Origin of the sequence: Klebsiella sp. JN_Kp121, from assembly GCF_040062145.1 — a bacterium.
GTDB lineage: Bacteria > Pseudomonadota > Gammaproteobacteria > Enterobacterales > Enterobacteriaceae > Klebsiella > Klebsiella aerogenes.
The window spans coordinates 60330-74501 of the sequence record NZ_JBEAHX010000028.1 but is presented as its reverse complement, the minus strand read 5'-3'; the positions used below and the strand labels follow the sequence as shown (position 1 = coordinate 74501).

12 protein-coding genes are annotated in these 14172 nt (G+C 56.3%); 4 read left to right on the top strand and 8 right to left on the bottom strand.

Translation table 11 applies throughout. The features are described from left to right. Window positions 1-47: 47 nt before the first annotated feature. From nagK to ABLU86_RS19505, 3 genes are all read left to right on the top strand, one after another. Entirely contained in the window at window positions 48-959 is a 912-nt protein-coding gene (gene nagK / locus ABLU86_RS19515; protein ID WP_047079593.1) for an N-acetylglucosamine kinase, read from the top strand. Between the two features lie 14 nt (window positions 960-973). Further along, window positions 974-1798: a Sir2 family NAD+-dependent deacetylase gene (cobB, locus tag ABLU86_RS19510; RefSeq protein ID WP_042892240.1), complete on the top strand. Its 825-nt coding sequence runs from the start codon at window positions 974-976 to the stop codon at window positions 1796-1798. A gap of 233 nt (window positions 1799-2031) precedes the next feature. Next, window positions 2032-3660, top strand: a complete 1629-nt coding sequence (locus tag ABLU86_RS19505) for a long-chain fatty acid--CoA ligase (RefSeq protein ID WP_348796392.1) — start codon at window positions 2032-2034, stop codon at window positions 3658-3660. An 80-nt stretch (window positions 3661-3740) separates the two neighbouring features. On the opposite strand, the gene potD is transcribed toward ABLU86_RS19505, so the two are convergent. From potD to potA, 4 genes are read right to left on the bottom strand one after another with little or no spacing between them, the layout of a single operon-like run. Continuing rightward, window positions 3741-4787 carry a spermidine/putrescine ABC transporter substrate-binding protein PotD gene (potD, locus tag ABLU86_RS19500; protein WP_015367153.1) on the bottom strand — a complete coding sequence of 349 codons (1047 nt, stop codon included), beginning with the start codon at window positions 4785-4787 and terminating at the stop codon, window positions 3741-3743. Next, window positions 4784-5569, bottom strand: coding sequence for a spermidine/putrescine ABC transporter permease PotC (gene potC, locus ABLU86_RS19495; RefSeq protein ID WP_012968557.1), 786 nt, complete (start codon window positions 5567-5569; stop codon window positions 4784-4786). The genes potD and potC overlap by 4 nt, the downstream gene beginning before the upstream one ends. Further along, window positions 5566-6423, bottom strand: coding sequence for a spermidine/putrescine ABC transporter permease PotB (potB, locus tag ABLU86_RS19490; RefSeq protein WP_047053791.1), 858 nt, complete (start codon window positions 6421-6423; stop codon window positions 5566-5568). The genes potC and potB overlap by 4 nt, the downstream gene beginning before the upstream one ends. After that, the gene (potA, locus tag ABLU86_RS19485) at window positions 6407-7543 is read right to left on the bottom strand and encodes a spermidine/putrescine ABC transporter ATP-binding protein PotA (protein ID WP_015705060.1); all 1137 of its coding nucleotides are present in this window, start codon (window positions 7541-7543) and stop codon (window positions 6407-6409) included. The genes potB and potA overlap by 17 nt, the downstream gene beginning before the upstream one ends. Before the next feature lie 254 nt (window positions 7544-7797). Between potA and pepT the strand changes: the two genes are divergently transcribed. Beyond that, window positions 7798-9021, top strand: coding sequence for a peptidase T (gene pepT / locus ABLU86_RS19480; protein ID WP_045361297.1), 1224 nt, complete (start codon window positions 7798-7800; stop codon window positions 9019-9021). Window positions 9022-9287: 266 nt separating this feature from the next. Here the strand turns inward: pepT and ABLU86_RS19475 are convergent, their stop codons facing one another. From ABLU86_RS19475 to purB, 4 genes are all read right to left on the bottom strand, one after another. Next, window positions 9288-10409: a cupin domain-containing protein gene (locus tag ABLU86_RS19475; protein ID WP_015367148.1), complete on the bottom strand. Its 1122-nt coding sequence runs from the start codon at window positions 10407-10409 to the stop codon at window positions 9288-9290. 85 nt (window positions 10410-10494) lie between these two features. Next, the gene (phoQ, locus tag ABLU86_RS19470) at window positions 10495-11961 is read right to left on the bottom strand and encodes a two-component system sensor histidine kinase PhoQ (RefSeq protein WP_015705063.1); all 1467 of its coding nucleotides are present in this window, start codon (window positions 11959-11961) and stop codon (window positions 10495-10497) included. After that, the gene (gene phoP, locus ABLU86_RS19465) at window positions 11958-12632 is read right to left on the bottom strand and encodes a two-component system response regulator PhoP (protein WP_015367146.1); all 675 of its coding nucleotides are present in this window, start codon (window positions 12630-12632) and stop codon (window positions 11958-11960) included. The genes phoQ and phoP overlap by 4 nt, the downstream gene beginning before the upstream one ends. Before the next feature lie 168 nt (window positions 12633-12800). Then, window positions 12801-14171: an adenylosuccinate lyase gene (purB, locus tag ABLU86_RS19460; protein ID WP_348796391.1), complete on the bottom strand. Its 1371-nt coding sequence runs from the start codon at window positions 14169-14171 to the stop codon at window positions 12801-12803. Window position 14172 lies beyond the last annotated feature (1 nt).

The following is a 14172-nucleotide window of genomic DNA, read 5'->3' as shown; positions in this document are numbered from 1 at the left end:
ACAGCCCAAAGGATGAGGGGTTGGGGCCAATAAGAGGAATGGCTGAAATGTACTACGGATTTGACATTGGCGGCAGCAAGATAGCATTGGGCGTATTTGATAACGCCCGGCAACTGCAGTGGGAAAAACGCGTCCCCACTCCAACGGAAAGCTATGAGGCTTTCCTGCAGGCGATTGAAGCGCTGGTTCGCGAAGCCGATCGGCGCTTTGGCGTGGAGGGCGCGGTCGGTATTGGTATCCCCGGCATGCCGGAAACCGCGGACGGCAAGCTGTATGCCGCCAACGTACCCGCCGCCAGCGGCCAACCGCTGCGCGTTGATCTCAGCGCGCGCCTGGGGCGTGAAGTGCGTCTTGATAATGACGCCAACTGCTTTGCGTTATCTGAAGCGTGGGATGATGAATTTACTCAATATCCGCTGGTGATGGGATTAATCCTCGGCACCGGCGTGGGCGGCGGGATCGTGCTTAACGGTAAATCGATAACCGGTCACAGCTACATCACCGGCGAGTTCGGCCATATTCGTCTGCCGGTAGACGCCCTGGAAGTGGTGGGGCGCGATTTTCCGCTGACCCGTTGCGGCTGCGGCCAGCTCGGCTGCATCGAGAACTATCTTTCCGGCCGCGGATTCGCCTGGCTGTATCAGCATTTTTATCAGCAATCCTTAACTTCGCCGCAGATCGTCGACCTGTGGCTGCAGGGTGATGCGCAGGCGCGGGAGCACGTCGAGCGTTATCTCGATCTACTGGCCGTTTGTCTGGGCAATATCCTCACCATTGTCGATCCGGATCTGCTGGTGTTGGGTGGCGGATTATCTAATTTTACTGCTATAACCGAAGGGCTGGCGCAGCGCCTGCCGCGTCATTTGCTTCCGGTCGCCCGGGTGCCGCGCATTGAGCGCGCGCGTCACGGCGACGCCGGAGGTATGCGCGGTGCGGCCTTCCTTCATTTGACTCATTAATTACAGGGGTAGCTATGCTGTCGCGCCGCTTACATCGCTTAAGCCGTTTCCGCCGTAAAAAACGTCAGTTACGCGATCGCTTACGGCAACGTGTCTTCTTCGGCGAAGACAAAACGCCGCCGCAGGCAATAGACAAACCACGGGTGGTGGTGTTAACCGGCGCCGGTATTTCGGCTGAGTCGGGGATTAAAACCTTCCGCGCCGCCGACGGCCTGTGGGAAGAACACCGGGTGGAAGACGTGGCGACGCCGGAAGGTTTTGCCCGCGACCCGGCGCTGGTACAGGCGTTTTATAACGCCCGCCGCCGCCAGTTGCAGAGTGCGGAGATCGCGCCCAATGCCGCGCATCTGGCGCTGGCGAAGCTGGAAGAGGTGCTTGGCGATCGTTTTCTGCTGGTGACGCAGAACATCGATAATCTGCACGAGCGCGCGGGTAACCGCCGGGTTATCCATATGCATGGCGAGTTGCTGAAAGTACGCTGTTCGTGGAGCGGGCAGGTGCTGGAATGGACCGGTGACGTGACGGTGGATGACAAATGCCACTGCTGCCAGTTCCCGGCGGCGCTGCGCCCGCACGTGGTATGGTTTGGCGAGATGCCGCTGGGGATGGATGAGATCTACAGCGGGCTGGCCGAGGCCGATATCTTTATTGCTATTGGAACCTCTGGTCACGTTTATCCGGCGGCGGGTTTCGTCCATGAAGCCCGTCTGCACGGCGCGCATACCGTCGAGCTAAACCTTGAACCCAGCCAGGTCGGCAGCGAATTCGCTGAGAAACATTACGGGCTGGCAAGCGAAGTGGTGCCCGAGTTCATTGATAAGCTGCTGAAAGGACTTTAGCGGTCATACGCCGCGCCTTTTACTACGGGCGCGGCTTTCTGGTTCATTGCCCGCGGTTTTACTCTTGCGTAATCCCTCAATCGTTCCCCGGTAACTCAAATTTTTGTGCGTTAGCGCTGATTTCCGTACGTTTTTTTGCGCGCAGCGGCGAATCTGAACCAGATTTAAAGGCACCAGCTTTAACTCCGATAATCCCAGCAGCTATATCCTCAGCCTGTCCAGGAGCTTCAGTGATGCCTTCGCCGATGATTTATCAGCACTTAACTACCTCAGCGCTACTCGAACATGCGGCGCAGTATCATCGCGAGACGGAAATCGTCTCGGTGAGTACTGCCGGAGAAATAGAACGTAGCAGTTGGGGAGAAGTGGCCCGCAACGCCCGACGGCTGGCCTCGGCGCTGGCGACGCTGGCCCTGCCCGCTGGCGCCCGCTGCGGTACGTTAGCGTGGAATAACCGTCGTCATCTCGAAATCTATTTCGCCGTCGTGTCCGGCGGTTGGGTGACACACACGATCAATCCGCGGCTGTCGGTCGAACATCTGTTGTATATCATCAATGATGCCGCCGATGAGGTGCTGTTTATTGACCAGACTTTCCTGCCATTAATACGGCAACTGCAGCCACAGCTACCGACGGTTAAACATATCGTATTGATGGAGCCGCATAGTGAAGACGCGCAGGATCTGCTGCCGTCGTTACGCTTTTTTGACCAGCTGTTGCAGCAGGGGGATGCCGACTATTGCTGGCCTGGGTTGAATGAGCTGACGCCTGCTTCGCTTTGTTATACCTCAGGGACCACCGGCAGGCCGAAAGGCGTACTGAATACCCATCGCTCGCTGGTGCTGCATGCGCTAAGCGGCAACCAGCCGGACGGTGCAGGCATTTCAGCGCAAGATTCGCTGTTGCCGGTAGTGCCGATGTTCCACGTCAACGCCTGGGGAACGCCGTTTATTGCCGCGATGGTCGGCGCGCGGCTGGTGTTGCCGGGGCCGCACCTGGATGGCGATAGCCTGTTGCGTCTGCTGAGCGCCGAGAAGGTCAGCGTGGCTTTTGGCGTGCCGGTGATTTGGGCCGGACTGCTGGCGGCGCTGCGTAAATCGGATCTTCGCCTGCCTTATTTCAAGCGCTCCTTCGTCGGTGGCTCGGCGTTACCGCCATCGATGAGAGAAGCGTTTAAGCGCGATTATGATATTGAGCTGATCCATGCCTGGGGGATGACGGAAACGTCGCCCATCGGCACGATCAATACGCTGCTCAGTAAGCACGCCGCACTCCCGGCGGAGCAGCAGCGTCAGCAGAGTGATGGGCAGGGACGGCCGATTTTCGGCATCGATCTACGGGTGGTGGATATCGACGGGAAACCGCTACCCTGTGATGGCAAAAGTCAGGGATATTTGCAGGTTCGCGGCCACTGGGTGGTCGATCACTATTTTGGTCGCGATGAGAGTGCGCTGACCGCTGATGGCTGGTTTGATACCGGCGATATCGGCACCCTCGACGTTAACGGCTATCTGGTTATCCACGATCGGGCGAAAGATATTATTAAATCTGGTGGGGAGTGGATCTCGACCGTCGAGCTGGAGAATATCGCCATCGCCCATCCAGCGGTGCGCAGCGCCGCAGCGATTGCCGCACGTCATCCGCGTTGGGATGAACGCCCGGTGCTGCTATGCGTCCGCGCTGAAGGGGGCGAAGTCGAAGAGGCCGATCTGCTGGCCTGGTATCAGGAGCGGGTGCCGAAATGGCAGATCCCCGACCGCATAATTTTTATCGATGCGTTGCCGGTTAGCGCCACCGGTAAGGTGCTGAAGAATCGCCTTCGTGACGAGTACGGCCAGATTTTAATGCGCGAGGAAAGATGACCACCGCTGAGTCTGTGCATTGTCTACAGCATCAGGCGGGTAGGGGGAAAAAGGCGGAACCAGGGTTCCGCCTTACGGGGTTAGCGCCCGGCTTTCAGTTTCTGGTAATACTCTTCATAAATGGCGCTGGCGCTGCCGACGTCATTTTGCCATTCGCCTTTTTCGATAGTGGCGGCATCCGGATACAGCGATTTATCGTTGGCGACTTCCGGGCTGAGCATTTTGCGCGCTGCCAGGTTTGGCGTCGGATAGCCGATAGTTTCGGCTACCTGTTTCGCGACATCAGGGCGCAGCAGGAAGTTAATCAACTTCAGCGCGCCGTCAACGTTTTTGGCATTCGCCGGAATCGACAGGCTATCCATCCAGAAAATGCCGCCTTCTTTTGGCCAAATCACTTCCAGCGGGGTACCTGCCTGACGCGCGACATAAGCGGAACCGTTCCAGACCATGCCAAGGTTCACTTCGCCTTCCATATACGGGTTTGCCGGGTTATCGGAGTTGAACGCCGCGACGTTTGGCATCAGCTTTCTCAGTTCGTTATAAGCCGCTTCAATCTCTTTTGGATCGGTGGTGTTGCCGGAATAGCCCAGTTTGCGCAGCGCCATCTGGAACACCTCGCGGGCGTCATCGGTCAGCAGCAGGCTGCTTTTATATTCCGGTTTCCACAGGTCGGCCCAACTGGTTACGGTTTTCGGGTCGATAGCATCGCTATTGACGCCGATTGCCGTCGCGCCCCAGATGTAGGGAATCGAGTAGTCGTTATTTGGGTCGAAAGGTTTGTTCAGCATCTGCGGATCGAGGTTGCTGAAGTTACTCAGCTTGCTCTTATCAATCTTTTGCAGCATGCCTTCTTTGCGCATTTTGTCGACGAAATAGGTTGATGGCACCACCAGATCGTAAGCGCCGTCTTTATAGGTTTTGAGCTTGGCGTACATGGTTTCATTCGACTCGTAGGTCGAATAGATCACCTTGATGCCGGTCTCTTTGGTGAACTGTTCCAGCAGGCCTGGCGGCACGTATTCGGTCCAGTTATAGAAGTAGAGCGTTTTGCTATCGTCCGCCTGCGCGGCGCCCATGCCCAAAGCCAGAGCGCCCGCAGCGAGCAGGTGGCGTGACCATTTTTTCATTTTAACGTCCCCTGAGTTTTATCACGTGCAATTAACTGACTGGCGATAACCATCACCAGCGAAAGAACCAACAGAATCGTCGCCAGCGCGTTCACTTCTGGCGAAACGCCGACCTTCACCATGGAGTAGATCTTCAGCGGCAGGATTTCATAACCCGGACCGGTGACAAACGAAGAGACCACCACGTCATCCATCGACAGGGTAAAGCTCAACAGCCACCCGGCCGCTACCGCCGGCAGCGCCAGCGGCAGGATGATTTTGCGCAGAATGGTCATCTCGCTGGCGCCGAGATCTTTCGCCGCTTCCAGCATGCGCACATCAAAGCCTTTCAGGCGAGAGAACACGGTCACCACCACGAATGGCAGGCAGAAGGTGATATGCGAAAACAGCAGCGACCAGAAACCCAATTGAATACCGATCAGCATAAACAGCACCAGCAGGGAGATAGCCATCACGATATCCGGGGACATCATCACGACGAATAGCATTCCGCTGACGAACGGCTTACCGCGAAAACGGTAGCGATACAGCGCCACGGCGGTGAGCGAGCCGATAAGCGTGGCGAAGGTTGCCGACAGCACCGCCATGGTCAGCGAGTGCTGGGCGGCCTGCAGCAGGCTATCGTTATTCATCAGCAGGCTATACCAGTCGGTGGTGAAGCCTTGCCAGTTAATACCAAAGCGTGAACGGTTAAACGAGTTAACGATCAGAATAATAATAGGGATGTAGAGATACGCGTAAATGGCGGTCATAAAGCCGCCGCGCAGCAGTCGACCGATCATTCCAGCTCCACCTTTTTATTCAGCAGACGCGCCGCGCGCCAGTAAATCAACAACATCAGCCCCATCACCAGCGTTAAGGTAATACTGGTCGCCGCGCCGAACGGCCAGTCGCGGATATTAAGGAACTGACTCTTGATAACGTTGCCGATCAGCAGGTTTTTGGCGCCGCCCATCAGGTCTGAGACGTAAAAGAGCCCCATTGCCGGCAGCATCACCAGCAGACAGCCGGCGATAATTCCCGGCATGGTCAGTGGAATAATGATGCGGATAAAAGTCTGCAGCTTGCTGGCGCCGAGATCTTTTGCCGCCTCCAGCAGCGGGCGATCCAGTTTCTCAATGCTGGAGTAGAGCGGCATCACCATAAACGGCAGCAAAATATAGACCAGGCCGATGATCACCGCTGACGGCGTGTACATAATGCGTACCGGCGTATCGATAACCCCCAACCACAGCAGGAACTCGTTCAGATAGCCTTTGGTGCTGAGGAAAATCTTCAGCCCATAGATACGGATTAGCGAGTTCGTCCAGAACGGGACGATCAGCAGGAACAGCAGCAGCGGGCGTATCTTTTGCGGCAAGCGCGCCAGGAACCACGCGAACGGATAGCCCAACGCCAGGCAGGCGAGGGTCGCCATCAGCGCCATATTCAACGAATGCAGCAGCACATCGTAATAGAGCGGATCCAGCAGCCGCGAGTAGTTATCCAGCGTGAAGACCATTTTGACGAAGTTCGCATCGTCGCGGGTCAGGAAGCTGGTGGCGATGATCATCAGGTTGGGCAAAAAAACGAACAGCACAAGCCAACCCACGATAGTGGCGATCACCACATTCTGGAATTTACTGGTGTTCTTCATCGGCCAGCACAACCTCCCAGCTTTCTACCCAGTTAATCGCCATTTTCTGGTCGAGCGAGTGGTCAAAGTCCGGATCGTCTTCATTGAAGAATTCGCTGACCATAACCATCTTGCCGTTTTCCAGCTCAACAACTGACTCAAGGGTCATCCCCTTGTAGTTGCGCTCGCGCACGTAGCCGATAAGGCCGTCAGCTTCGCTGCCGTGATGAATTTCATCCACGCGGAGATCTTCTGGCCGCAGCAGTACGTTCAGCTGTTGCCCTTTTTCAACGGCGAAGTTGACGTAGATATTGCACTCGCGGCCTTCGACGCAGGCGCGCACGCGCTGTTCATCCAGACGTTCAATGACGGTCGCGTTGAAGATGTTGATTTCGCCAATAAAACTGGCGACGAACAGATTCTTCGGCTCTTCGTAGATTTCACGCGGAGTGCCGTCCTGCTCGATTTTGCCATCGCGCATCACCACAATGCGGTCGGACATCGTCAGGGCTTCTTCCTGGTCATGGGTGACGAAAACAAAAGTGATGCCGAGCTTGCGCTGTAGCGCTTTGAGTTCGTTCTGCATCTGCTTACGCAGCTTGTAGTCGAGCGCCGAGAGGGATTCATCAAGCAGCAGCAGACGCGGTTTGTTGACCACCGCCCGGGCGATGGCGACACGCTGCTGCTGGCCGCCGGAGAGTTGGTGGGGCTTACGCTGGGCAAACGCCTCCAGCTGTACCATTTTCAAAGCGTCCATCACCCGCGGGGTGATTTCTGCCGCCGGGGTTTTCTGCATCCGCAGGCCGAAGGCGACGTTTTCAAACACGGTCATGTGCGGGAAAAGCGCATAGCTTTGGAATACGGTATTGACGTGGCGGTTTTCCGCCGGAACATGGGTGATATCCTGGTCTTCAAGGTGGATACGTCCGACATCGACGCTTTCCAGACCAGCGATTAGACGAAGAACGGTTGTTTTACCGCAGCCAGAGGGGCCAAGCAGGGTGAGAAATTCACCATTATTGATGGTTAAGTTGAGATCGGAGATAACGGTCTTACCATCAAAGCTTTTGCGAATTCCCGCCAGTTGTACCAGCGGAGAAAGCGAACGCGGTTGTATATTCAATTTTTGACTCTGTCCCATGTAGACGCAACGGAAAAGGGATCGCTGCGGGGTTTGTGATTAACCACCTTTGGGGTTGCACATAATTAATAAGGGCCAGCATTTTACGGCAAACGATTGTAATCGCCAATCATTGTTGTACCGCGGTGTACCACCTTTACACATAATGCATGTAAATGTATTAAATTTTGGTTTACGGGCTAAAAATGACCTGACGCAATATTTGTCTTTTCGCCCTTATTGATAATGTTGTCACAAAAAAAGAGGGTGGCCACATGGATAAATTGCTTGAGCGTTTTCTGCAGTATGTTTCTTTAGATACGCAATCGAAGCCTGGCGTGCGTCAGGTTCCCAGTACCGAAGGGCAGTGGAAGCTGCTGCGTTTGCTGCAGAGCCAGTTGGAAGAGATGGGGCTGGTCAACGTGACGCTAAGTGAAAAGGGCACGGTGATGGGGACGCTGCCGGCCAACGTCGCAGGCGAAATCCCGGCCATCGGTTTTATTTCCCACGTTGATACCTCGCCGGATTTCAGCGGCAAGAACGTGAATCCGCAAATTGTCGAAAACTACCGCGGCGGCGATATCGCCCTCGGCATCGGCGATGAAGTGTTGTCGCCGGTGATGTTCCCGGTCCTGCATCAGCTGTTAGGCCAGACCCTGATTACCACCGATGGTAAAACGCTGCTCGGCGCCGACGATAAAGCGGGCATCGCAGAGATCATGACGGCGCTGGCGACGCTGCAGGCGAAAAAGATCCCTCACGGCGATATTCGCGTCGCCTTTACGCCGGATGAAGAAGTCGGCAAAGGCGCGAAGCACTTTGACGTCGCCGCATTTGATGCCCGCTGGGCGTACACCGTGGATGGCGGCGGGGTCGGTGAGCTGGAATTTGAAAACTTCAATGCCGCGTCGGTCACTATCAAAATCGTTGGCAATAATGTGCATCCCGGCACCGCGAAAGGGGTGATGGTTAACGCTTTATCGCTGGCGGCGCGAATTCATGCCGAAGTGCCCGCCAATGAAGCGCCTGAAACTACCGACGGTTATGAAGGCTTTTATCACCTGACCAGCATCAAGGGCAGCGTCGACCGGGCGGAGATGCACTACATTTTGCGCGATTTCGATCGCAAGCAGTTTGAAGCGCGCAAACGCAAAATGATGGAGATCGCCAAAAAGGTCGGTAAAGGGCTACATCCGGATTGCTACATCGAACTGGTGATCGAAGATAGTTATTACAACATGCATGAGAAGGTGATTGCCCATCCGCATGTAGTGGACATCGCGCGTCAGGCGATGGTGGACTGCGATATCGAGCCGCAGATAAAGCCAATCCGCGGCGGTACGGACGGCGCCCAGCTCTCTTTCATGGGCTTACCGTGCCCGAACCTATTTACCGGCGGCTACAACTATCACGGTAAGCACGAGTTTGTCACTCTGGAGGGCATGGAGAAAGCCGTGCAGGTGATTGTGCGGATTGCGGAGCTGACGGCAAAACGTTAAACCCAGAGCCCGGTCCTGTACGCCCGGTAAGCGCAGCGCCACTGGGCAGGGTGTAGGTTGATGCCGTTTGTAGGCCCGGTAAGCGTAGCGCCACCGGGCAGGATGCGGGTTGATGCCGTTTGTAGGCCCGGTAAGCGCAGTGCCACCGGGCAGGGTGTAGGTTGATGCCATTTGTCGGCCCAGTAAGCGTAGCGCCACCGGGCGGGGTATGGGTTGATGCCGTTTGTCGGCCCGGTAAGCGCAGCGCCACCGGGCAGGGTGTCGACTCAGTCCTCGAAGAACCAGTATCCGCTGTTGACCAGCGCCGCCAGCATGGCGAGGAAAGATGGGTCTTCCAGCGCATCGCCGAAATGTTCGGCGCGTAGCGACAGATGCGTTGCCAGGGCGTCAAGCGCCGGGCGATGCGGAGAGTCGATTTTCTCGCCGTTAACGAACACTTCGCCATCGATCCGCAGCACGCGCAGGCCGCCAAGGCGGGCGAGCTTATCGCCCTGCTGCAGCGCATCGTAAATTTCATCCGGCTGGTATGGCGGCTCCGGCGGCGCTACGTCAAGCTCGTGGCGGGATTGGGTAATGAACTCGCCAAACCACTGCTTAAAGTGTTCAGGTTGGTTAATCAGCCCCAGCATCATCTCACGCAGGCGATCCAGTTCAACCGGCAGAATATCGGCCGGATGGTCGCGGGATGGCACGTCCGGATCGGCATAGCGCTGGCTGCCCAACTCTCGTTGCAAAATATAGTCAGCAAAACCGCTGAACAGCTCGCGGGCATTCGGCGCACGATAGCCGACCGAATAGTTAAGCGAATTTTCCAGAGAATAGCCTTCATGTGGGAATCCTGGCGGAATGTAGAGAATATCGCCAGGTTCCATCTCTTCATCGATGATGGCCTCGAATGGATCAACCTGTAGCAGATCGGGATGCGGGCAGTGCTGCTTCATCGGCACCTTTTCGCCCACGCGCCAGCGCCGGCGCCCGGTGCCCTGAATAATAAACACGTCGTATTGATCAAGGTGTGGACCCACGCCGCCGCCGGGAACGGAGAAAGAGATCATCAGGTCATCGATACGCCAGTCCGGCAGGGCGCGGAAGGGATGCATCAATGCCGCCGTCGGCTCGTGCCAGTTGTTTACTGCTTGCACCAGCAGCGACCAGTTGTTCTCGCTAAGATGATCGTAGCTTTCAAATGGACCATGGCTGACCTGCCATTTTCCGTCCTGATGGCTCACCAGGCGGCTGTCGACCTCACTCTCCATGGCCAGGCCGGCCAGTTCATCCGGGCTGATTGGGTCGATGAAATTGGCGAAGCCGCGCTTTAACACTACCGGGCGTTTTTGCCAGTAGCGTTCGATGAAGTCGGGCCAGTTAAGCGTTAATTGATAGTCCATATTTATATTCCACAGCAGGTGTCTGTCTGGGATTATAACGGATGCGGCGCCGCGGCGATGCAGGCGCCGTTAAAAAACTGTTGCGTTAGCTCTCTTTATCATCAGGAAGCTGGCGGCCAAAGATAACTTCCATGCAGGCGCCGCCGAGCAGGCTGTCGCCGGTCAGGATATCGCCGTCGTACTGTTCGACGATATCGCGGGCGACAGACAGGCCTACCCCCTGACCCGGACGCAACGTATCGGCGCGCTGGCCGCGATCGAACACCGCCGTGCGTTGGTTGCGGGGGATACCGGGGCCGTCGTCCTCCACCAGAATATGCAACTGGTTGTCGTTGGTCTGGCGTACCGAGACTTCGACAAACTCCAGACAGTACTTGCAGGCGTTATCGAGAACGTTGCCCATCACTTCCATAAAGTCGTTCTGCTCGCCGACAAAGCTTATCTCCGGCGAAATATCCAGCGTGATGTTGACCCCTTTACGCTGGTAGACCTTATTTAAAGCAGAGGTCAGGCTATCCAGCAGCGGGGCGATGGGGTGCAGTTCCCGGCTGAGAAGCGCATTGCCGCTGCGCATGCTGGCGCGGTGGAGATAGTAGCCGATTTGCTGCGAGATGCGGCTAATCTGCTCCAGCATTACCGGCTCAGCTTCGCTGACGCTGATTTTCTCGCCGCGCAACGAGCGCAGGGTACTTTGCAGCACCGCCAGCGGCGTTTTCAGGCTGTGGGTTAAGTCAGTGAGGGTGGTTCGGTATTTGTCATAGCGGTCACGCTCGCTTTTCAGCAGGCGATTGAGGTTACTGACCAGGCCGGTAAGTTCACGAGTGGTGTGAGAATCGAGCCTCTCGCGATGATGTTCTTCCAGCTCGCGGACCTCTTTCGCCAGGGATTCGATAGGGCGTAAACTCCACCAGGCGGCAAGCCACAGCAGCGGAATGACCAGCAACAGGTTGGCCGCCAGCACGTAAATAAACCAGCTCCACACCATATAAGAGCGTTTTAGCTCCACCGGAATGGTGTCGACCACCACAATACTCAATTGCGGCATCGTCGCGGTGGCTGGATAGAGATTAATCGCCACCGAGTGCGTCATCTCCGAGGAGTCGTCTTCCTCGCGGATGGCGTCAAGCTGTTCGCGCATTTCATCATTATTGCGCAGCAGCAGACTACTGCTGCCAACATCGGCTTCTATTTCATGAAAGCCGTTGCTTTTCAGCCATTCAGGTTGGATCCGCTTCACCAGCCACGGGACGTCATGCTGCGCCCACAGCAGTTTACCTTTGGCGTCGTAAATCAGCGTCACCGTCGGGCTCTGCATGTTCAGGTGTTCGGGGATATCGACATCGATGTGGTTATTTTCCCACTTCGCCAGCATGTAGAACAGGTTGCTCTCGCCGCGCAGCAGGCGGAAGGTGGTTTTATCAAAGCTCACGCTGTAGCCTACCAGCGCAACCATGCCGTACGCCAACGACAGGATCAGTACCACGGCGGCGGTCGCCAGCAGAAAGCGGACGCGCAGAGAAAGCGGAAGAATATGTCGTAACACGCTTTTCATCCGCGCAGTTCGAATAAGTAGCCCTGGCCGCGCACGGTGGTGATCACGTCCTGCGGATATTGCGCCTGGATTTTCTTACGCAGCCGCCCCATCAACACATCGATGGTGTGGCTTTCGCGGAGTTCGGCATCCGGGTAGAGCTGCAGCATTAGCGAATCTTTGCTCACCACTTTGCCGCGGTTACGGATCAGCGTTTCCATGATGGTGTACTCAAAGGCGGTGAGCTTGATCGGCTGTTCATTGACCGATAACTCGCGGCGCGATAAATCCACCTGGAACGGCGGGATCGAGATAACCTGCGAGGCCAGACCGCTATTGCGACGCAGCAACGCCTGCATGCGGGCGGCGACCTCTTCGATATGGAAGGGTTTGGTGACGTAATCATCGGCGCCAGCGCTCAGCACCTCAACTTTATCCTGCCAGCCTTCACGGGCGGTCAGCACCAGTACCGGTACCGATACGTCGTGACTGCGCCAGCGGCGGATTAGCGACAGACCGTCTTCATCCGGTAGGCCGAGGTCAACGATGGCGACATCCGGGATGTGCTCGCCCAGGTAGTAGTCTGCTTCCTTTGCATCTTCCGCAGCATCCACCTGATGCCCCAATTCCTGTAGCTGGACCTTGAGGTGATGGCGCAGCAGAGCATTATCCTCAACGACGAGTACGCGCATGCCCATTCTCCATTTCATTTTCGATTTTAATAGTTTAACGCCATTATGTGGGGCTGGGGGTAAACATTATTTAAACCAGGCGGGAGAGCGCGTTTTTCTGCGTGGAAAGCGGGGGATTGCCAGGTAGCATGCGCGAAGAGATTGCCCATGCTACCTGAGTCAGGCCGGTTACTTCAGCTCGTCGACCATGGTGGTCGCGCGGCCGATGTAGTTAGCCGGGGTCATCGCCTTCAGGCGGATTTTTTCTGCTTCCGGCAGCGGCAGGCCGTCGATGAACTGCTGCATGCCTTCGGCATCAACGCGCTTACCGCGGGTCAGCTCTTTCAGCTTCTCGTACGGTTTTTCGATACCGTAGCGGCGCATGACGGTCTGGATCGGCTCAGCCAGCACTTCCCAGTTGTGGTCCAGTTCGTCCAGCAGACGATCCTGGTTCAGCTCCAGTTTGCTCACGCCTTTCAGCGTGGATTGGTACGCGATCAGCGCATAACCGATACCTACGCCGAGGTTACGCAGCACGGTGGAGTCAGTCAGGTCGCGCTGCCAGCGGGAAACCGGCAGTTTGCTGGCCAGATGCTGCATCACGGCGTTCGCCAGGCCGAGGTTGCCTTCGGAGTTTTCGAAGTCAATCGGGTTCACTTTATGCGGCATGGTCGAAGAGCCGATTTCGCCGGCGATGGTTTTCTGTTTGAAGTGGTTGAGCGCAATGTAGCCCCACACATCGCGATCGAAATCGATCAGGATGGTGTTGAAGCGCGCCATGCAATCGAACAGTTCGGCAATGTAGTCGTGCGGCTCGATCTGGGTGGTGTACGGGTTCCATTGAATGCCAAGCGAAGTAACGAACTCTTCACTGAACTGGTGCCAGTCAACTTCCGGATAGGCAGCGATGTGGGCGTTGTAGTTACCGACCGCGCCGTTGATTTTACCGAGGATTTCCACCTGATTCAGCTGACGGTACTGGCGCTCCATACGGTAGGCGACGTTGGCCATCTCTTTGCCCATGGTGGACGGGCTAGCCGGTTGACCGTGGGTACGAGAAAGCAGCGGCACGTCACGGTATTGGGTCGCCAGATCTTTAATCGCGTCAATCAGCTTGCGCCAGTACGGCAGCACCACTTCGTCACGTGCGGTTTTCAGCATCAGCGCGTGCGACAGGTTGTTGATGTCTTCAGAAGTACAGGCGAAGTGAATGAATTCTGACACCGCGTGCAGCTCGGCGATATCGGCGACTTTTTCCTTGAGGAAATATTCTACCGCTTTCACGTCGTGGTTGGTGGTGCGTTCGATGGTTTTGATACGCTCCGCGTCCTCTACGCTGAAGTCGGCAACGATTTTATCAAGGAAACCGTTTGCGTCGGCAGCAAAAGCAGGAACTTCCTTGATCGCTGCGTGCGCGGCCAGTTTTTGCAGCCAGCGGACTTCTACCTGTACACGGAATTTCAGCAAACCGAATTCGCTGAAGATACCGCGCAGCGCGCTGACTTTATCGCCGTAGCGGCCGTCTACGGGGGAAACGGCGGTCAGTGAGGATAATTCCATA

What these genes read in the sequence shown, in the direction of transcription:
- nagK (WP_047079593.1), top strand. Translation starts at nt 48, where the DNA reads ATGTACTACGGATTTGACATTGGCGGCAGCAAGATAGCATTGGGCGTA.
- cobB (WP_042892240.1), top strand. Translation starts at nt 974, where the DNA reads ATGCTGTCGCGCCGCTTACATCGCTTAAGCCGTTTCCGCCGTAAAAAA.
- ABLU86_RS19505 (WP_348796392.1), top strand. Translation starts at nt 2,032, where the DNA reads ATGCCTTCGCCGATGATTTATCAGCACTTAACTACCTCAGCGCTACTC.
- potD (WP_015367153.1), bottom strand. Translation starts at nt 4,787, where the DNA reads ATGAAAAAATGGTCACGCCACCTGCTCGCTGCGGGCGCTCTGGCTTTG.
- potC (WP_012968557.1), bottom strand. Translation starts at nt 5,569, where the DNA reads ATGATCGGTCGACTGCTGCGCGGCGGCTTTATGACCGCCATTTACGCG.
- potB (WP_047053791.1), bottom strand. Translation starts at nt 6,423, where the DNA reads ATGAAGAACACCAGTAAATTCCAGAATGTGGTGATCGCCACTATCGTG.
- potA (WP_015705060.1), bottom strand. Translation starts at nt 7,543, where the DNA reads ATGGGACAGAGTCAAAAATTGAATATACAACCGCGTTCGCTTTCTCCG.
- pepT (WP_045361297.1), top strand. Translation starts at nt 7,798, where the DNA reads ATGGATAAATTGCTTGAGCGTTTTCTGCAGTATGTTTCTTTAGATACG.
- ABLU86_RS19475 (WP_015367148.1), bottom strand. Translation starts at nt 10,409, where the DNA reads ATGGACTATCAATTAACGCTTAACTGGCCCGACTTCATCGAACGCTAC.
- phoQ (WP_015705063.1), bottom strand. Translation starts at nt 11,961, where the DNA reads ATGAAAAGCGTGTTACGACATATTCTTCCGCTTTCTCTGCGCGTCCGC.
- phoP (WP_015367146.1), bottom strand. Translation starts at nt 12,632, where the DNA reads ATGCGCGTACTCGTCGTTGAGGATAATGCTCTGCTGCGCCATCACCTC.
- purB (WP_348796391.1), bottom strand. Translation starts at nt 14,171, where the DNA reads ATGGAATTATCCTCACTGACCGCCGTTTCCCCCGTAGACGGCCGCTAC.